The 17,866-nt window shown below is 58.6% G+C and carries 23 protein-coding genes and 4 tRNA genes; 3 read left to right on the forward strand and 24 right to left on the reverse strand.

Going from position 1 to position 17,866, the window contains the following annotated elements:
- Nucleotides 1-350: 350 nt before the first annotated feature.
- The 4 genes from P3S72_RS19115 to P3S72_RS19130 all read right to left on the reverse strand — a co-directional run bounded on the left by P3S72_RS19115 (nucleotide 351) and on the right by P3S72_RS19130 (nucleotide 831).
- Nucleotides 351-426 (reverse strand) — tRNA-His (locus P3S72_RS19115).
- 77 nt (nucleotides 427-503) lie between these two features.
- Nucleotides 504-588 (reverse strand) — tRNA-Leu (locus P3S72_RS19120).
- Between the two features lie 58 nt (nucleotides 589-646).
- Nucleotides 647-722, reverse strand: a tRNA-His gene (locus P3S72_RS19125).
- Between the two features lie 32 nt (nucleotides 723-754).
- Nucleotides 755-831, reverse strand: a tRNA-Arg gene (locus P3S72_RS19130).
- A gap of 275 nt (nucleotides 832-1,106) precedes the next feature.
- Between P3S72_RS19130 and folD the strand changes: the two genes are divergently transcribed.
- The 3 genes from folD (at nucleotide 1,107) to P3S72_RS19145 (ending at nucleotide 3,436) form a co-directional block, all read left to right on the forward strand.
- Complete coding sequence (folD, locus tag P3S72_RS19135; protein WP_276193614.1) at nucleotides 1,107-1,961, forward strand: bifunctional methylenetetrahydrofolate dehydrogenase/methenyltetrahydrofolate cyclohydrolase FolD; 855 nt, start codon at nucleotides 1,107-1,109, stop codon at nucleotides 1,959-1,961.
- A gap of 141 nt (nucleotides 1,962-2,102) precedes the next feature.
- A complete protein-coding gene (locus P3S72_RS19140; protein ID WP_276193615.1) occupies nucleotides 2,103-2,387 on the forward strand; it encodes a hypothetical protein in 285 nt (94 codons plus the stop codon).
- A gap of 734 nt (nucleotides 2,388-3,121) precedes the next feature.
- Nucleotides 3,122-3,436, forward strand: a complete 315-nt coding sequence (locus tag P3S72_RS19145) for a hypothetical protein (RefSeq protein ID WP_276193616.1) — start codon at nucleotides 3,122-3,124, stop codon at nucleotides 3,434-3,436.
- Nucleotides 3,437-3,497: 61 nt separating this feature from the next.
- On the opposite strand, the gene P3S72_RS19150 is transcribed toward P3S72_RS19145, so the two are convergent.
- From P3S72_RS19150 to P3S72_RS19245, 20 genes are all read right to left on the reverse strand, one after another.
- Nucleotides 3,498-3,752 (reverse strand): hypothetical protein, encoded by a 255-nt coding sequence (locus P3S72_RS19150; RefSeq protein WP_276193617.1) that lies wholly within the window; start codon nucleotides 3,750-3,752, stop codon nucleotides 3,498-3,500.
- Nucleotides 3,749-4,120, reverse strand: a complete 372-nt coding sequence (locus P3S72_RS19155) for a hypothetical protein (protein ID WP_276193618.1) — start codon at nucleotides 4,118-4,120, stop codon at nucleotides 3,749-3,751. The genes P3S72_RS19150 and P3S72_RS19155 overlap by 4 nt, the downstream gene beginning before the upstream one ends.
- Nucleotides 4,117-4,722 carry a glycoside hydrolase family 19 protein gene (locus tag P3S72_RS19160; RefSeq protein ID WP_276193619.1) on the reverse strand — a complete coding sequence of 202 codons (606 nt, stop codon included), beginning with the start codon at nucleotides 4,720-4,722 and terminating at the stop codon, nucleotides 4,117-4,119. Before P3S72_RS19160 ends, P3S72_RS19155 begins: the two co-directional genes overlap by 4 nt.
- A 54-nt stretch (nucleotides 4,723-4,776) precedes the next feature.
- Nucleotides 4,777-5,826: a contractile injection system protein, VgrG/Pvc8 family gene (locus tag P3S72_RS19165; RefSeq protein ID WP_276193620.1), complete on the reverse strand. Its 1,050-nt coding sequence runs from the start codon at nucleotides 5,824-5,826 to the stop codon at nucleotides 4,777-4,779.
- A 93-nt stretch (nucleotides 5,827-5,919) separates the two neighbouring features.
- A complete protein-coding gene (locus P3S72_RS19170) occupies nucleotides 5,920-6,126 on the reverse strand; it encodes a tail protein X (protein ID WP_017848158.1) in 207 nt (68 codons plus the stop codon).
- The gene (locus tag P3S72_RS19175; RefSeq protein WP_276193621.1) at nucleotides 6,101-6,946 is read right to left on the reverse strand and encodes a phage tail protein; all 846 of its coding nucleotides are present in this window, start codon (nucleotides 6,944-6,946) and stop codon (nucleotides 6,101-6,103) included. Before P3S72_RS19175 ends, P3S72_RS19170 begins: the two co-directional genes overlap by 26 nt.
- 9 nt (nucleotides 6,947-6,955) lie before the next feature.
- Nucleotides 6,956-9,439 (reverse strand): phage tail tape measure protein, encoded by a 2,484-nt coding sequence (locus P3S72_RS19180; protein WP_276193622.1) that lies wholly within the window; start codon nucleotides 9,437-9,439, stop codon nucleotides 6,956-6,958.
- Between the two features lie 148 nt (nucleotides 9,440-9,587).
- Entirely contained in the window at nucleotides 9,588-9,899 is a 312-nt protein-coding gene (locus P3S72_RS19185; RefSeq protein WP_276193623.1) for a phage tail assembly protein, read from the reverse strand.
- Between the two features lie 11 nt (nucleotides 9,900-9,910).
- Entirely contained in the window at nucleotides 9,911-10,414 is a 504-nt protein-coding gene (locus tag P3S72_RS19190) for a phage major tail tube protein (RefSeq protein WP_276193624.1), read from the reverse strand.
- Nucleotides 10,415-10,426: 12 nt separating this feature from the next.
- Nucleotides 10,427-11,593, reverse strand: coding sequence for a phage tail sheath family protein (locus P3S72_RS19195; protein WP_276193625.1), 1,167 nt, complete (start codon nucleotides 11,591-11,593; stop codon nucleotides 10,427-10,429).
- 204 nt (nucleotides 11,594-11,797) lie between these two features.
- On the reverse strand, nucleotides 11,798-12,184 hold the full coding sequence (locus P3S72_RS19200; protein ID WP_276193626.1) for a hypothetical protein: 387 nt from the start codon (nucleotides 12,182-12,184) through the stop codon (nucleotides 11,798-11,800).
- Between the two features lie 10 nt (nucleotides 12,185-12,194).
- Nucleotides 12,195-13,985 (reverse strand): phage tail protein, encoded by a 1,791-nt coding sequence (locus tag P3S72_RS19205; protein WP_276193627.1) that lies wholly within the window; start codon nucleotides 13,983-13,985, stop codon nucleotides 12,195-12,197.
- Nucleotides 13,982-14,587, reverse strand: a complete 606-nt coding sequence (locus P3S72_RS19210; protein WP_276193628.1) for a phage tail protein I — start codon at nucleotides 14,585-14,587, stop codon at nucleotides 13,982-13,984. Before P3S72_RS19210 ends, P3S72_RS19205 begins: the two co-directional genes overlap by 4 nt.
- Nucleotides 14,565-15,464: a baseplate J/gp47 family protein gene (locus P3S72_RS19215; RefSeq protein WP_276193629.1), complete on the reverse strand. Its 900-nt coding sequence runs from the start codon at nucleotides 15,462-15,464 to the stop codon at nucleotides 14,565-14,567. Before P3S72_RS19215 ends, P3S72_RS19210 begins: the two co-directional genes overlap by 23 nt.
- Complete coding sequence (locus tag P3S72_RS19220; protein WP_276193630.1) at nucleotides 15,461-15,787, reverse strand: GPW/gp25 family protein; 327 nt, start codon at nucleotides 15,785-15,787, stop codon at nucleotides 15,461-15,463. The genes P3S72_RS19215 and P3S72_RS19220 overlap by 4 nt, the downstream gene beginning before the upstream one ends.
- Nucleotides 15,788-15,792: 5 nt before the next feature.
- Nucleotides 15,793-16,029, reverse strand: coding sequence for a hypothetical protein (locus tag P3S72_RS19225; protein WP_276193631.1), 237 nt, complete (start codon nucleotides 16,027-16,029; stop codon nucleotides 15,793-15,795).
- 38 nt (nucleotides 16,030-16,067) lie between these two features.
- Nucleotides 16,068-16,673: a phage baseplate assembly protein V gene (locus tag P3S72_RS19230; RefSeq protein WP_276193632.1), complete on the reverse strand. Its 606-nt coding sequence runs from the start codon at nucleotides 16,671-16,673 to the stop codon at nucleotides 16,068-16,070.
- Nucleotides 16,670-17,182, reverse strand: coding sequence for a hypothetical protein (locus P3S72_RS19235; protein WP_276193633.1), 513 nt, complete (start codon nucleotides 17,180-17,182; stop codon nucleotides 16,670-16,672). Before P3S72_RS19235 ends, P3S72_RS19230 begins: the two co-directional genes overlap by 4 nt.
- Nucleotides 17,157-17,540, reverse strand: a complete 384-nt coding sequence (locus P3S72_RS19240) for a hypothetical protein (protein WP_276193634.1) — start codon at nucleotides 17,538-17,540, stop codon at nucleotides 17,157-17,159. The genes P3S72_RS19235 and P3S72_RS19240 overlap by 26 nt, the downstream gene beginning before the upstream one ends.
- Complete coding sequence (locus P3S72_RS19245) at nucleotides 17,540-17,854, reverse strand: hypothetical protein (RefSeq protein ID WP_017848173.1); 315 nt, start codon at nucleotides 17,852-17,854, stop codon at nucleotides 17,540-17,542. Before P3S72_RS19245 ends, P3S72_RS19240 begins: the two co-directional genes overlap by 1 nt.
- Nucleotides 17,855-17,866 lie beyond the last annotated feature (12 nt).

The raw sequence follows: 17,866 nt of genomic DNA on the forward strand, positions 1-17,866 counted from the left end.
CAAGGGCATGCATTCTAGTGGGTCAAACTCAAGAAGTCACCCTACTGGAAACGGGTAAAAAAACAGCAGGCAATTTATCGGTACGAAGACACTGTTGCGCCTCGCCCCGGTGACAAATACAGCCAATCACGCCAGGGCTCTGCGCCGACCCTTCTATATATAGAAGCAGTCGCCAATCATCTCCCTGACGGCCCGCCCTGCGAACAGGACAGGCAGGCAGCGCGGCATCATCGAGACACATAAATACGACGAAACGCCCTGCCTTGCGACCCAGAACCTGCGGCCGCGGAATACTCGAACCGCTAAAACAAAAAAGGCGCCAGACTGTTAAATCTGGCGCCTTTCGAATATGGGGTGGACGAAGGGGATCGAACCCTCGACAACGGGAGTCACAATCCCGTGCTCTACCAACTGAGCTACGCCCACCATATTGCGTTAACAAAGAAACCAAACCACTTCTTTGTCTAACCTCACCCAGCCTTTCGGCCGGGCAAAGCTTTAATTGGTGCGGATGAAGAGACTCGAACTCTTACGCCTCGCGGCGCTGGAACCTAAATCCAGTGTGTCTACCAATTCCACCACATCCGCGCTTGAAGCTCTTAAAGCAAAGGCGCCAGATGGTTAATCTGGCGCCTTTTTCAAAATATGGGGTGGACGAAGGGGATCGAACCCTCGACAACGGGAGTCACAATCCCGTGCTCTACCAACTGAGCTACGCCCACCATCTAACGCTACTTGTGCCAAAGCTGCCTAATGGCGCACCCGGCAGGACTCGAACCTGCGACCATCCGCTTAGAAGGCGGATGCTCTATCCAGCTGAGCTACGGGCGCCTGATTAATCTGTACTCTTGGAGGATTACAAACTAAGTGCTTCCAGCCTTACAGAGCAACAACCCTGCTTGACCTTCTTAACCAGTGCTAGGCTGTGCCCGACAAGTGCGACGAATAGTATAGACGCACCAGAAAGCCGTCAAATCTTTTTTGAAAAAAATTCATTTTATTTAAGGGGTTAGGCCAATTTGCAGACCAAGCGCCTTTGCCCTCGCGCGTTGGCATGCGAGAATGCGCGCACTTTTCTTCCCCCTCTCGATGGTTAATCACGCGTAATGACTGCACAACTTATCGACGGCAAATCAATCGCCGCCAGCCTGCGCCAGCAGATCGCCAAACGCGTCACCGAGCGTAGCCAGCAAGGCCTGCGCACGCCTGGCCTCGCGGTGATCCTGGTCGGCAGCGATCCTGCGTCTCAGGTTTATGTCTCGCACAAGCGTAAGGACTGTGAAGAGGTCGGCTTTATTTCCAAGGCCTACGACTTACCTTCCGAGACCACCCAGCAGGCCCTTACCGACCTGATCGACGGCCTCAACGATGACCCGAACATCGATGGCATCCTGGTGCAACTGCCATTGCCCGCGCATCTGGACGCCTCCCAGTTGCTTGAACGCATCCGCCCGGACAAAGACGTCGACGGTTTCCACCCGTATAACGTCGGCCGCCTGGCCCAGCGTATCCCGCTGCTGCGCCCATGCACGCCGAAAGGCATCATGACCCTGCTAGAGAGCACCGGCGTCAATCTTTACGGCCTCGACGCCGTGATCGTCGGCGCCTCCAACATCGTTGGGCGCCCGATGGCCATGGAACTGCTGCTGGCCGGCTGCACTGTGACCGTGACCCACCGCTTCACCAAAGACCTCGCCGGTCACGTCGGCCGTGCCGACCTGGTGGTGGTGGCCGCCGGCAAGCCGGGCCTGGTCAAGGGTGAATGGATCAAGGAAGGCGCGATCGTCATCGACGTCGGCATCAACCGTCAGGCAGACGGCAAGCTGGTCGGCGACGTGGTGTACGAAACCGCCCTACCCCGTGCCGGCTGGATCACCCCGGTACCGGGCGGCGTTGGCCCGATGACCCGTGCCTGCCTGCTGGAAAACACGCTATATGCGGCCGAAACCCTGCACGACTGATCATCTGCCGCACTGAAAAAGCCCTGCCTTATCGCAGGGCTTTTGGTTTCTGGTGAACCTCATGCTCTGCTATCGTGCATCTGCGGCTGACATTTTCGGTATCAACCAAATGCCGCAGGAACCCCAGGAGTGCTTTTAGTCATGCGTAATCTTCATGCCGCCCCTCTGCTGATCCTCATTGCGGTGTTGATCTCGGCCTGCACCACCCAGCTCACTGAAGCGGGCAAGCAAATCAACCTCGTCACAGCCTCATCCGCCCACGCTTGCCACGTCGTCAAAGCATTCACGGTAGAGGGCTCCTCCAACGGCGACGCACTGAACACGGCATTCAATAAAGCCGCCGAGGTTGGCGCTGACAGCGTGAGCATCGTCGATGTGAGGGACGGTGGCAAAATGCAGGTAGCCGCCTTGAATTGCCGACGCTGACAAATCCGCCCAATAAAATACTTGCCCGAACATCCGGCTCGACAACCCGTGCGCAGCGCCGGGTTTCTCGTTTCTTCGACATCCTTTTCACCCGCTATCGACGGGATCGGGCGCAACTTACCCCTACTCCTTTGAAGAACTCCATTAGGCCCGCCCATAAGCGGGCCCTTTTTTTGCCCACGAATGCGTACAAACCCAACCAATCATCGTCTTACAGCCTTTATTTAAAGGCTCTCTATCGTTTTCTGATCCATACTCCTAATATTAATTTTGAGTATTACTCGGTTTTCCAAAGTAGCCAAACCCTGCAAATACGGGCCCTTGCCTACTTTGGGATACCTGCTATTCGATAGCGAAACGCGGTCAGTGGTACAAAAATTGGTACGAGATCCATCCCCTCCCCCGGCGTCCTGCCGACCAGTTTCCCAAACCAAATAATTTGCCTGCTACCCTGTTCACCTCGACCGGCCCCCTGCCATCTTGCGCTTCGAGTTAGACACGCAGAGCCTCTAAAATGAGAGTCCCATCGGCCTCAATCGTACATTTCACGACCCTTTACTGATGTATTGACCGGGGCATTATAGGACTGCTCAAAGGCATTCGGTTTTACCCGTGCGGTCGGAGCTAATTGTATAAGCTCGGTTGAAATCTCCACTATTGCCCCCATTTTGCCATCATGGAGCCACACGCGTTACGCACATCTCTGGCTTCAGAAGACATCAGGAGTGGGACAAATGGCAAAAAAATCAAGATTTTATCGTATAAAAACTCGGAACGGTTACGGCCCACTGGAAGACTGGATCGTTCCAGCGCGCAAGAGATCGCTTGCTGTAGCGTATTTCAGAACAGCTGATATCCAGGTTTATCATAACGAATACTTAGGTCAAGTTGAGGTCGACACCTACGCAGATCCGAGTAGAGGTGTGTTTTTTTCAGCGACAGTAGGCGAAGCGCATTGCTTATTCGAATACGGAGACACTGGGTACGAATGGTTGAAAGATTTGTTCGAAGACCAGTTTTATGACGCTGCTCAAGAACTCGACGACTGATCAGCCAGGCCCACTCAACCGCCGTTGAGTTGAGCCCTAGCATCCATAGATGCCGCCCAGCTCAACGGCATGCTGACAATAACGCTTCTAGTTGTTTCTCGTATCCAATCCGCTGTCGGCGCTCCGCTAAGAGCGCCCGCACTTTCAGCTCCAGGCTGTCGTTCTTCTTGAGGCTGTCCGTGGCCCAGGCTAGCACGGGTGCCGCTGGCACTCTGCATGGCACCTGCACCGGCACCTCTACACGAACAGTGCGCACTTCTGGCTCCTTGCCCGCGCACCCCGCCAGCAGGGCCAGCACCACTAGCAAAGACCTCATAGCCCTAACTCCTGATCGATGATCGCGGCAGCAGCCTGGGCCGGGTCACCACCGGTTCGATCCCGCAATAGCTGATTGGCCGCCGCGTAATCGGGCTGAGCCTCCTGCCGCGCCTTCTCCTGCGCCAGTGCGGCGGCCTGCTCCCGCAATTTACCGGCCTGCACCAGCTCGCCGAGCTTCCTACCCTGCTCCCCTGCCAGAGCTTCAAGGTTGTCGCGCGCCAACTTTGCGCCGGTAAGTTCGGTGTTCGCCGTGTCGAGTAGTGGTCGGTAATGCCCAGCAGCAAGCCATACCCCGCCACCGGCACCCAGGACCAGCAGCAGAATTGTCACCAGGCCCAGGCCGATCAGCTTCTGCGCGGGCGTCATGCCAGCACCTTCAATGCCTTGTCATACAGCGCCTGGCGGTCGGCAATACCATTGGTGCCGCCGTTGATACGCTGAGTGATCTTGGTCAGGTCGCCCGTATCGGCCAGGGTATTCAGCCCATTCGCCGACCAGAACCATGCAGCAGACATAGCTGCATACTGGGGCTGCTCCAGCAACTCAGGCTGATTTATCAGGTCCAGGCCCAAGGCTTCGCCGCAGGCTGCATAGTTCGTCTTGCCGGTCACCTGAATCAGCCCGCGCCCGCGATACTTCCAGCCATCGCAGGGGGCGGCGTTACCGATGCGGCCTGCATACACGATGTTCGCGATCTGCTCAGGGTTGCGAGCTGCGGCCGTTGCTCGCACCAAGTCGAACCGGCTAGGCCAGGTCTTCATCAGGCCGTCGACGCTGTAGTTCAGGTTTTCCACCAGGCGCGTCAACTGGCCCGACTCGTGGCCGATCTGGGCAATGAATGCAGCGGCGCGCGGCGTGCCGACGATGCCGTAACGGTTCATGGCCGTGTTCAGAGCAGGAACAAAAACGCCGGTTTGGCGGCCGGCGTTAGGGAAGATCTGCAGCAACTGCTGCTGGGTGATGGGCATACAAGCTCCTAACATGAGTAGCCCGCACTTGGCGGGGGTTGTGGTGCGCGACCGCTACGCCAGGCTGACGACTTTGACTGGCTTAGCGGCTTTCTTCGTTTTCTTGCCTTTGGCTTTGGCCTTGCCCTTTTTGCCGCCGTTGCACTCAACGGTGGTGGACCAGCCGGCTTGGGTGAATGTCTGCTCCACCAAATCCACCAGATACTCGCCATCGAGCCCTACCTTGAAGCCCTGGGCATTGATAGAGCGCTCCGCGAATAGGTCCGTGCGCCCGGGCATTTCCAGACGCACGCCAGCCGTAGATCGGTTGAACGCAGCCAAGCGCGCCTTAGCCGCGGATTCGGCAGCGGTCTTGTTCGGGTGGATATGGCGATCTGTGTGTACTGCCGGCAGGCCGTCCGGCACGTCGTCATTCTCCAGGGAGACCACTGACAACTTGCCCGTCTTCTTGTCCTGATGTTTGGCCGCCACGGTCTTGTGCGCGTTACGGTCGCCAAGGCGGAATTGCCAGCGGCTTACGTCGCTGCGCGTAAGGGTGATCGCGCCAATTACCTTGCCGCTGGCACTCAGGCCCGCTTGGCGCTGCAAAACCATCAACTTGCCGTCGCCCACCTTAGCGGTGCAGTCGTATTGCTTGGCCAGGCGCGTGACAAAGCTGAAGTCCGATTCGTGGAGCTGATCAGCCCGGGCGACCTTTGTGGCGATGGTGCAGGCCGGCGTCCAGCCATTGCGCGCCGCGATATCGGAAACGATTTTCGACAGCGGCACGTCTTCCCAGCTACCGCTGCGGATCGATTTACCGGTGCCGCGCATATCGCTGGCCTTGCCCCGAATAACGATGGTGTCCGGCGGACCGGATACCTCGATCTCGTCGACCACATAGCGACCCAGGCGCACCAGGGAGGTTTCGGCATAGCCCAGGTAGACCTCAATTCCGGCGCCACGCTTGGGCAGCGTTACCAGGCCGTCGCGGTCATCAATGCGCAACTCAAACTCGTCCGACTCCATGCCGGGCTTGTCTGTGGTGCGCAACAGCAAAAGCCGATCGTTAATCAGCGACGTGATGTCGGAACCGTTCGCGACGATTCTAAATTGGGGAGTCATAGGGCATTGGCCAATAAAAACCCGCACTGGGCGGGCTTTAGGGAAAGGGGGCGTTCCGCATAACGGAACAAGGGCGCAGCCGATAGAACTGAATCAATCCCACAGGGCCACTTGCTCATCCACAGGGCCTGGCAGGTCCGGCAAGACAATCACCACACCAGCACGGTAAGGCTGATCCTCATCCGCCAGGCCCTGATTGGCCGCAAGCACCGCCTCGACACTGCCCACCAGATGGCCATAGAAGTTATGACAAATGGTATCGAGCAGATCCCCATCAGATGTTCTGCATGTCGTCGCCATAGCGCACAAACTCCAAGGTAAAGGCCTGTTTGCGAGGGATACCACCCTGCATCAGCGCGCTTTGGTCTTCGTCAACGCTCGTGAGACACCAGGTGCCCAGCACAACACCATAGCCCGTGGTCAGGGTTACCGGCTTGAGCTGGGAGCCTATCGAACGCAGCGTGTTTAGCTGTCCTAGGCCGCCCCGATAGCCCGGAAAAATATCGCCCTTGAGTGTGATTTTTTCGTCACCCATGCCCACGGCTTGCTGGGCCGACCGGCGCGTTAGGCGCTCTTGTGAGGCCCAGCGGTATGCCGTCGAGCGGCGCAATGAGTCAAAGGCCGCCGTATCAAGGTTGAAGTAATACGGCTGCGCCTTCGGGTCCAGCGGCTGAATGATCAGCAGATGGGGGAAAGGCTTCACCGCCTCTTTCGCCGGCGTTGCATCCGTGGCGAATGCACCGGTGGGAATGATGTTGGCCAGTGACGGGTCAATCATTCCGGCGATCTTGTTGACAGCGGTTGCTGCCCTCCCTGCCTGCTCTTTTAGCGTGCCCATGCGCTCATCAATCTGCGACAAGGCGCGGGAGGCACGATTGTAGGTTGCGATAACCTTTCCAACCTTGGCCTGGGCCGTAGAAATCCCGCGCATGACTCGCTGTAGCTTCGCCCCCACCGCAGGACCAATAAACGGCAGATCCTCCAGTTCATTGGCGGCGCCGGTGATTTCGCTGATGGCACCATTTACCGGTCCCATCATGCCATCGATACTGCGCCGGCCCGCTTCACCGGCCGAGGCCAGATACTTCAGGCCGGACTGTAGCTGTGCCAGTGCTTCCATATTTCCCCCTTAGACATGCGGCGCGTCGTAGAGCTTGCGGTTTTCGAGCTGCTGGGCGATTTCCCGTTGCTGCTGCTCCATCAGCGGCCGCAACTGGGCAATGATCTCGTTTGGATCCTTGACATCGCCTTGCACCGTCAGCGTGATAGGCGCGTGAATATCCACCTTGGTCTCGAACTTCGCCGGCTGCACCTTCGCAACCACGGCCGCAGCAAGTGGCCCGGCCGTCGCTTCTGCGTTGGCCTGAGGCATCATCATGGACCGCGCGACATCACCCGGATTAACAGCGCCAGGTGCTCCCGACAAAGCACCTTGACCTGGGTTGGTCAGCATCAGCGGCCCGGTGCGCGAAGGCGCAAACGACTTGGCGATATCCCCCAGCGCTGGCGGAATGTCCTTGCCGGCATCCTTCATCATCAACGGACCGGCCACGGGCATGACCGTCTTGCTGTCGTCAGAGCCAAACATCGACTTGCCGATGGTACCGCCCAGGACGTCACCGCCCATGCTGCCCAGCCAGCCCCCAATCAAGCCGCCCAGGACGGTGCCGATTACCGGTACCGCCGAACCGATGAACGCACCGGCCGCCGCACCGGCGAGCGTGCCAGCAAGTCCGCCAGCCGCAGCGCCATATCCTTCGGCTTTTTCGTCCTGGGTTTCAGCGTTGTCGTAGGTGTCTTTGACTTTAAAACCGGCTTCTATCACGGCCAATACTGCCGGCCCCTTCATGCCTGCCCCAATGCCACGCCCGGGGCTTCGGCCACCACGGCCGCCGCCCTTACCTTTTCCATCCTTGCCGCCAGCGTCATCGACGCCGCCCAAATCCATGCCACCAGATCCGCCAACGGGCATGTTGGTGACAATGACTTTTTGTGGGATGTTCGGGTTGCCCATCAGCGAGCCGCGCCCAATGTTGAGCAGGCCCTTGGCAATCTTGAATCCGCTCATAACGGTCTGGAACGCGATCACAGCGGCCACAGCGGCACCGATCCCCGTGACAACCCGGGGCGACTCGTCCGACAGCTTGGCCAGCCCCTGGGTGACATAGGCCAACCCATCCGCCACTTTGTCAGTGACCGGTCGGAACGCGTCACCAATGGCGCGCATGGATTCATCCATGCCCTGGGCCATTTCCGACCATTTCTGCGCTGACGCCTGCCGGCGCTCCTCAAGGTTCTTATCAAGGATCCCGGTGGCACTGGCCGAGTCTTTCTTAAGCTGCGCGTACAGCTCTTTGTTCTGCAGGTAGGCCGTCAAAGCGCCCTTAACCTGCATGTCCGCGAACAGATCCCCGGTCCGCAAAGCCTGCTCCAGGGACGCAATCATGGCTTTGGCTTTCTCCGGATCAGTCTCCTTACTGATCTTCGCCGTAGCAGCCGCCATGGCGGCGGCCTTCTTCGGATCCGTTGCCGCAATGTACTTCTGTGCCAGCTCAAAGCTGGATTCCAGGGTGGATTTACCATTCTGCAGGCCGGTATTCATCGACCCTTGGTAGTCAATCCCGGCGTCCTTGTAGGCTTTGACCGTATCGCCAGAACCGATTTTCTCCATCCAGTTCTTGAGGTTGTTGGCCGCTTCATCAGCACCGCCGGCGGTCTTCATTTGCACCTGAAGCATTGAGCCCAATTGCGTCACGGCATCCATGCCGGTAATGCCGATATTGCCCATTTTTGCCAATAGGTCAGGAAACCACCGAGCCATGTCAGCCGCTTCAAAACTGCCCGCTTGGCCCTGATAAGCGATAGCCTCCAGCGCCTGCTGCATCACAGCTGGGTCGGAGATTTTGGCGTTCTGTCCCAGGGCGTTGATCATTCGGGCCGTTTCTCCGCCGTCCGAACCCTGGCCAATTGCAAACTTGGCCGCCACAGGCGCGTATGACAGAGCCTTATCCAGCTCCATGCCGGCACCCACCAGGGCGTTGACCACCTCGGCCACCTGATTGCGCGCCATGCCGGTATCACGCGAAGTACTGACGATCGTTTTCGACATCTGCGCTTCTTCGGGCTTGTTGGCAATGTTCGCCTTGATCGCAATGTCACGAATGATCGCGCCGTAATCCGCGCTCACTTTCGTGGGAATGGCCATCGCTGCCGTGGCGGCCGCCGCCTGGCCAATGCTGCTTTTCATCTGCTGCTTACCAGCATCGAGCTGCATATGGCCCTTGGCCTTAAACTCAGCCTTAGTCGCCGCCTGCCCCATGGCCGCATAAGCCTTGGTCAGATTGCGTACTTCCACGCCCTGCTTGCGCAGGCCATCCAGATTGTTCTCCAGTTTTCGCTGTAACGCCGTGGCGCCCTTGTCGCCGGCCATATGTGCCTTGCGCCACTCATCCCGCAAGCGCATGGTTTCGCCGATGGTCTTTTCCAGCACCCGCGCCTTGGAACCTTGTTCCTCCAGCTTCTTGATTTTGTTGCTGACGTCCTTGAACGCCGCCCCTACCGTCGAGCTGACAGCCCCGCCAATGACCAGGCCGAGAGCAAGTTTGTTTGCCATGTGCGCGCCCTATACGTCGGGAAGATCAACAGCGGCTCAATCCGTGAGCCACCACACCATCACGTTAAAGGGCATGGCCAGGATCTCGGCGGACGAGAAACCCGTCTCTTTTGCCAAGCGCTTGGCCAGCACCTTAAGCGTGGCTTCGTTACACGTCGTCTTCTTCAACCAGGCGAAAATAGCCCGCCTGAAGGCGCATGTAGTCCTTGTATTTGAGGGCCGTGAGTTCGGCCTCAGTAGCCGTGAGCAGGCTGCAAAACAAATTCAACTCCACCTTTTCATGGTCACCATTGCCGGCGATTTTGGCGGCCATAACATCCTTTACGCTGGGCGCGCGCATCATCAGCTTATCGGTCACAACCCCATTAAAATTGGCTTTGTGCTTGAGCGTTACGGTAACGCCGTCGTCGCTCAGGACCAGCCAGGACGGAAGCGGTGCAGCGAGAGATACGTTGGTCATGTCATCAATCCTTAAAGGCCCAGGGCCGAACGCTCAGCGGCCAACTGATCAACACCGTTGATCACCTGCACCATGTTGGCAAAGTCGATTTCGTACATCACACGCCCGTCGATTTCGAGCTTGTAATAGGTGACCGACATGGCGTGCTTGATTTCGGATTTATCGCCTGGCTTCCAATCGCCCATATCCACTTCTTTGAGCGAGCCGCGCAGCGTCACAGTTACCGCCTTGACAGTGCCTTTCTGGCCCTTGAACGAGCCACGGAAAACGGCATTGCAAGCCGTCTGGTCCGCCAGCCCGAAGAACTTCAGCGACTCTTTGCGCACGCCGTTGGTGGTCCATGCCGCCTCCAGCTTTTCCAGGCCGGTAGGAAGGTCGACAGGGCCGCTCATACCGCCGCCCCGGTATTCCTCGGATTTAACTGAGAGCTTGGGAAGCGTCATAGATGGCACATCACCGGAAAAGCTCACGCCATCAAGGAACATGACGCAATTGGTCAACATTTCAGGAATCATCAGTCGGCCCCCTTAGGCTGCTTCAAGTACTTCGGTCAGCCACTCGTTGGTGACCTCGATCAGAAAATTCGGGTTCTCAGCCGGCGGCACGTCGGTAAAGCGAATGCGCCAGAAGACTTTGCCCTGCTCCAACTGGGAGGTCGTGTTCAGCTCGGTGTCGGCGTAGACCTCGAAGTTGATCACCGCGCCAGAGTTCTTCTGGTCGCGCATGAAGGACTGAAGCCCGGCGGTAACGTCCGAGACGTAGGTTTTCGTGATCGAGCGGTCAACGGCCCATTTGTGCCCCGCCTGGATCGCATCCATGAGGATGTCGCAGGTACGCACGCGGGTGACGAACGACCACTTGGCATCAGCCGAACAAGTGCGGTTACCCCACAGGCGGTAGCCGCCGTCACGGATGATCGTGGTGATGTTCGCGTTATTGAGCAGGTTTGCCCGGCACGTTGCGTCGCCATCCAAGTACTCCACCGGCCGGGTGGTACCGGTGATGCCTACGAACTCTTTGTTCGATGGCGACGCCCAGTAGCCGTACTCGGCATCAGTCCAGGCAAACAGACCCGCCACCCAGGCCGAGGCCGGGGCATCCACGGTCGCGCTGTCGACGGTGCTCCAGAACTGCACGCCCGGATCCACCAGATAGATCCGCTTACTGCCGAAGTTCAACGCGTAGGCCATAGCGGCCTCATCGGTGGTGTTCGGGCCATCAATGATTGCAAGCGCGCGCAGCTTGCCGGCCAGCGCATCCATAGCGGTGGCCACCGCCTGCGTGGCCGAGTGCCCCGGAGCGATCAACAGCTTGGGCTGGGCGTTGTGTCGGCTCTTGCCGTCCAGCAGCGCCTGAAGGCCGGTGCGCTGCCCATCCGCCAGAACACCACCAATAATGGCGGACGTTTGAAGCGCGGCGTCAGCGAGCTTAGGAACGCCAATGGCGACGATTACAGCCTTCGCCCGTACATAGATCGCCTGGCAAGCGCGGGTAATCGCCGAGTCCGCTCCGAACGCTGCAATGGCTTCACGCTCGGACGTGATCAGCTTCAGCTCGCCGGCCTTGGCATTACCGCCGCCAAGAATGCCCGGGGTGAAGGTGTCGCATAGGCCGATGATCGAGGACGACGGGAGCGTGATGGTGCGCGCGCCGGTGTCGATCAGCGAGGTGGTGATGCCGTGAAAGAAACTCATAAGGCTCAATCTCCAGAAACGAAAAAGCCCCGCATAAGCGAGGCCGTGGTTGTTCGTGTTGCGTGTAAAGCACGACGCCTAGGCTGGAATGCCGGCGGCGCTTAAATAGACTTCCAGGGGTTGACCTTGAATTGGCCTGCTCGCTCACGGGAGTGGGAGGGCCTTGGCTGACTTGCAGGCAACATCTGCTGACCGCCCTCTTTTTTATTGCGTGACTTCTTCTGGCCAGGGGTACAGCGACTGAATTTCCTTGTAGCGCGCGATACCTGCATCCCGTACAACTTCCCAGCCAGATTCGCCCATAGCCTGCATGCGATTAGCCTCCGCGAAGTAACGGTCCGAACCTTTCAAGGGGTCGGCATAGGCCGTAATACGCAGACGCTCAACGTCCTGCAGAGTCAGGAGAACAGGAGGCAGCGGTAGTTTCACGATCTCGCCCTCTGCGCGGAGCGTCCAAATACCGTCGACCTCGTTGATAAGTCTCGACCAAAGGACAGCATCGACCCCCACAGCCCCTTCCGGGATTGCATGGGTTCCCTTGATCAAACGCTGGTAAAGCGTTCCGTCTGAATGAAACGTTGCGTAGTACATAGAACGGCCCTCAAGTACCGACGGCGATATAGCTCATACCCGCCGAGCCAGTGACACCATTGTTATAAGTTGTAAAACGGTCGGCAAAAACAGCGCCTTTGGAACCACCCGTGCCATCGCTCAGGCACACGGTGTAGGAACCTGACCCGCTGTTGTTATATGCCCCGACTACCACCGCACCGACATCGGTCGGGAAAGGGATGGGGAAATAGGAGGTATTAATTGCTGAACCTGTTAGCGAAACCCCAACGTTCCATTGAACAATCCAACCTTTCAACCACGTTGGGAACACGATATAGCCCGCCCGACCGATCAGAATTCGAAAGCCCCAGCGTTGTTTTTTCGGCGTCACGATGGTGCTGTCATCGTCACCAGCGTCGACCAGAACTTTAGAGGCAATCTGTGCAGTACCGAGCTTGCTCTCGGTGGCCTGGATCACTTTGGCCGCGATAGCCTGAAAAGTGCGCAATGCGTTCATTGGCTTGTTGGTGTCGGCTCCGGTTTCAGCCTCGACCTGACTCGCAAATGGGACACCGTAGGCAGATAGTGAATTGGGTAGCCCTGTTAGGGCAGAAAACTTGAGGCCAGTCAGGCCGGCCCCATCACCACTGATAGGGCCCGCAATTTCAACGCCACCGGTCGATACTCGGATACCGTAACCATTGACCCAGGGCGTTGCACCTAACCCCATGAAAACGACATTTACACTGTCGTTACTTCCGAGATAGCCAATACCTGCCTTTTCTCCATTAAATTCCCCTGCGATGAGTCCGGCGGCCCAGGAAGGCGACTGAACAGGGCGGATATAGACGCTTTTTGCGTCAGTCAGATTTAAAGAACCTGTGAGCGTGCCACCGGTCAGCGGCAATGCATCAGTGATCCCACTACTGGCCAGCGTCGTAGGGTTGGTCCCCGCGATCACCCTCCCGTACTTGTCTACGGTGACACTTCTATAGGAGCCAGCAGCAATACCTGTGCGACCCGCCGCCATCTCAAAGACTAGTGCAGTAGTGCCCAGCACAATCGGCGCGTCAGTCACCAATTGCCAAACGCTGTCGCCGTTGGCGGCACCCTTTTCGACACTGACGAATAGGCCCGGCGTAACCTCGACGCTACTGTCAGCGTCCTGGGATCGCTTCCACACGCCTGACGAGGACACCACATACAAGCCGTTCTCATTGGCTGCTGCTTGGTTCTTCACAAGCACGCGTGCATCCGCTGGCAACAGCACACCGTCGATGGTCTGCAAGCCGTTCAGAGCAATGTTGGCCGTAGTAGCCACCAACACGGAGTGCTTGAAGTCCAACTTCGCCAACGCTTCAATAATCTGCGTGTCCACGTATTCACGGGTCGCCAAAACTACCGCCGGATCAATCTTCAGAACAATATTCGCGGTGCTTGTGACGATGAAGTTCATACGAATAACTTGGGTCTTGCCGGTACCCTGGACCAACAAAGGCTTGAAGCTGGGCGCACAGTTGGCCACAGCAACCATGTCGCCATCAGCGTCATACAGAGCAAGTTCACGGATCCACTTACCCCCCACGTCGGCAGGTATTACCTGCTCTGTGATGATGATGTTCGGGTTAACCGGATCCGGTCGAACCTGATTGACTGGCGCCCGGCGCCACTCGTTGATCAGCTTAGTTTGGGTTCGGCTCGGGATAGGGTCCGTGTTATTGGCGTCACCTACTCCCATCTGAGTAAATGTCCAAGAAACGCCGAGCGCCGTTGCGTTTGCCTGTTTCGCCTCACCCACAGCAGTGAGGATCGCGAAGAACTGACTGTTCTGATCAATCATGGATACACGTCCAGGGTGTCAATTTCATCAATACACATGACCAGGCCATAAGAGCCGGTCACCTCTATATCGCGGGGGGTTGGTGGGTAAACGTCGATCACTTCACCCTCGCTTACACAGGCGCCAATGCCTATGTAGCCGGTGGATTCCAGGCTGATCGCCAGACCGGTCATATGCCGACTGACAGGCTTGGCGTCATCAATGAGCCGAGTCAGCTCCTGATACATTTCCTCGGTAATGCCGGTGTCCAGCACGCCGACCTTCAGCGCGAAAGTTCCCGGCACGCCCTCCGGCACCGTCTGCCACCACTCCATGACTTCGATCAGGTAGCCCAGCGGCTCGACCACGCGGCGCAACGCGCCAATCGTGCCTTTGTGCTTGTGGATGTAGTACGAGGCCCTGATGGCGGCCCGCTTGGTCGCCTCGCTCCACCGGTAATCCCAGCGGTCGACCGACCAAGCCCACGCCAGATGCAGCAGCAAATGGGCCGGACACGTATCGGCGTTGTAGAGCGTGCGCAACGGAACAATGGTTTTTTCGTAGAACGCCGCCTCAATGGCCCGCTCTAGCTGGGTGCTATTACTGGGCAGCAGGCTTTTCATCCGCCAACCTCACGTCGTAACCGGTGCAGTACGCGGCCTGGGCCTTTGTGGGTGACAGGTCGACCCACCCGGGCAGCTCAACACGAGAAACGCCGGCAACATGCACCTGGGCGTCCACAGCAGAGCGCGCTACCTCAATGCCGAGGCGCTTACGGGGGTTGATCCATTTCGAAAGGCGGGCTTTGGCTTCGGCCAAGGCGGCGTCACCTTCTGGTCCGGCGCTGTTCATGTGCAGGATGGCGTCAATTCGGTACTTCAGAATTTGGGCACCCTGGACTTTTACCCGGTCACCCAATGGCCGCACGTCCTCATCATTCAAAGCTGTAGCCACCGTGGCCAACAGTTCCGGCGTGGGCGTACCATCCCCCTCGGTACTCAGCACCGTTACGGTCACGCTTGCCGGCGACGGACTTTCCGCCGTGGCATCCCGCACGAGGCCGGATGCGTTACGTGCGTGCAGGATGTAGCTGTTACGCGGACCGGCCGTGGTCAAGCCCTCATAGGCCAACTGGATGCGCTCGCGATAAGGATCATCATCCTCAAGGACTTCGGCCATCGGTGGAACCGCCAGCAGATTCTCGGCCTGAATAACCAGGCGTGGCAGGTTGACGTTTGCGCCCAACTGATCAAGGTCACCCTTGATGGCGTGAGCCAACAGCAGCGCCTTGCATGCATCGTTAACCCGGGCACGGTTACCAACCTTGTTATAAGCCCCGACCTCCAGCAATTTGGAAACCGGATCACTTTCGAGCGCGGCATTCCAGTTGTCGCCCATATAGGCGCGAAACGCCGACAGCCCTTCGTCGTAGACCTCTTCGAAGTCCAGCGGCTCAAGCACCTCCGGCGCCGGCAAGGCCGACAAGTCCACGATGCTCATACGCTTACCTCCAAGACAAAGCTGTCGCCCAGGTAATCGCCGGCAACGCTCATATTGATTTTCCCGTCCAGCAGCGACAGCGCCGTCACGCGCTCAAGCTTTAGGCGCGGCTCATTACGGCCGAGGGCATGGGCCGCTTCGGCCTGAACCGCACTTTTCCAGCCCGCATTAATTGGCAAGTCAACAAACAGGCGTAGCTTGCTGCCGTACTCCGGCCGGTGCCGGCGACTGCCCAGGGGTGTACTTAAGATGTCCGCGATGGACTGTCGCAAATGCTCGATGCCGGATATGGGCTGCCCGGTGTGGCGATCCATTCCGATCATCTGGCTTAGCCCTCCTGGGCGGCGTATTCGCTATTAGCCTTCAGGAAGGCCACAGCCTCTTTATCGGACTCCGGCACCACCACCAGGTGCTTGGCCACCGGGTAAGTACGATCGGTGTCAGGCACAACCAGCGTGCGCGACGTGTAGACCAGATCGCGGAACGTCAGCGACGCTTGCGTGGCCGGGGCTTGATCTTCGGTTACGGGCTTCTCGATGGTCTTGGCCATGATTTCTCCGGGCATGAAAAAACCCGCACGCGGCGGGCTGTAGGTGAATTTGGTTAGTGCTTGTGGTGGTTATCGCTATTACCGGCCGCCAGGATATCGGCGGCGCCGGTGATGCTCTGCGTTACGTGTAACGGACCGTCGATCTCTACCGCACCGATCAACGCTATCTGCGGCGACTTAATAGCCGCCCAGCCAGGAGCCAGATCAAACTCGGTACCGCCGACCGTGGCATTCACCGCGTTATCCGTAACCGTCACAACGGTGCTGCCCACTTTGATAGTGACGGTACCGGTCGGCAGGGTGATGGTGTAGGTCTTGGCCGCCCAGTCGTAGACCAGCGAGCCGCCATCGTCAAAACGCCAGACCTCGACATGATCTCGGTTATCCGGTGGGCCGCCGGCATTGCCGTACAGCCCAGGGATAAACGTGCCCATGCCCGCCTGGCCGCTGGGGTTGAACAATACCCCCTGCTCGCCCAGGCTTGGCGCCCGCCAGTGCCGCGCCTTGCCGGCAGCCAGGCTGTGCCAGCGCACCCAGGCGCTCGTCCACTCGCCGTTGCTGACACGCACCGCAGGCGCCGCCAGATCCACACCGACCACCACACAAGGCATCAGCATGGCGGCGATCATGCGGTCATGTTCCGCACTTGCGTAGCTCACGGCAGTTCCTCGGGCGGGAAAAACTGGCCTCTTGTGTCATCGTTGAACCCGAACATCAGCGAGCCAGGCGGCTCATCAGGCCATGGCCACGCCAACTCCCCGACCTCAAAAGGCTGGATCCACTGCACCGACCACATGACGAACTGCTCAAGCTCCGCAGTCGGGGCTTCAGGCTGGGCGTGGACCTGCTCCGGCGGGCCGGTGACAAAATCCAAATCCCAAAACTGATTCTTGAGCACTGTCGTCATTTGGGCCGCAAGGATAGCGGCCTGTAGCGATGCCTTAGGCCGGTCAGCCTCGATCAAAATACAGGACTGAAAGCGGCCAATGAGCGCCGTCTTGCCCTCCCCCCGGTCAATACCAAGGGTCATATCAGTGATGCCGTACAGCAACGCCGGAGTCTTCACCTCGGCATCCAGCTCCGGAAACTGCTCGACGTGCAGCACGCGGGGCATGCGCTCGCTGATAATGCGAGTGATCGCTTCATGTAATGTCGTCAGTTCGCTCATTGGGCACGCTCAGCACAAGGTCGACCATGCCAGAGCCGTCAGGCTTCAGGCGCACGACCTTGTAGCGGCCACCACCCAGCAAGGGCAGTAGCTCAATGGTAAGAAAGTCGCCCTTTTTGACGCCTTGCACGTCAACCACTCGCACGGTCAGGGTGGGTTCTAATACCTCGTCGGCATTGATTGCTCCGCCCAGGCGTGCGGCGCCGCTCTTGCCGCCGCCAATCTCTGCGCCGACAAAGGGGGAGGTAAAGGCCCCTGATATGTCGCGCCCGTCTGCGAGGGTGACCGGATCGCCCAAACGACTCACAAGTAACGCGTCCACGCGGTCGGCCACGTATCTGAAACGGGCACCGGCCATTACTGAACGATCAGCACTTCGGCATAACCGCCGACCGAATCGGTCAACAGCTTGCCGTAGGGGGCCGAGTCCGCCGTGCCCGACGCGACCAGGGCGCCCGCCTTGACGCTGGCTTTCATGCCCGCCTTCAGCGCGGCATCGGCCGGCACGCTCCAGTTGCCGCCGGTGCGGTAGACGATCACCGTGCCCTTGGGGCCGCCCTGCAGCGGCATCACGGCCAGATCATTGATCACCTGGGGCACGCCCGCGACAGAGCCGCCGGTGGGGGCTGGCAAGGTGACGGTTTCGCCATTGCTTACATAGTTGGTGGACATAGACTTTTTCCC

The sequence above is a fragment of the Pseudomonas sp. D3 genome (assembly GCF_029320995.1).
Classification (GTDB): Bacteria; Pseudomonadota; Gammaproteobacteria; order Pseudomonadales; family Pseudomonadaceae; genus Aquipseudomonas; species Aquipseudomonas paraveronii.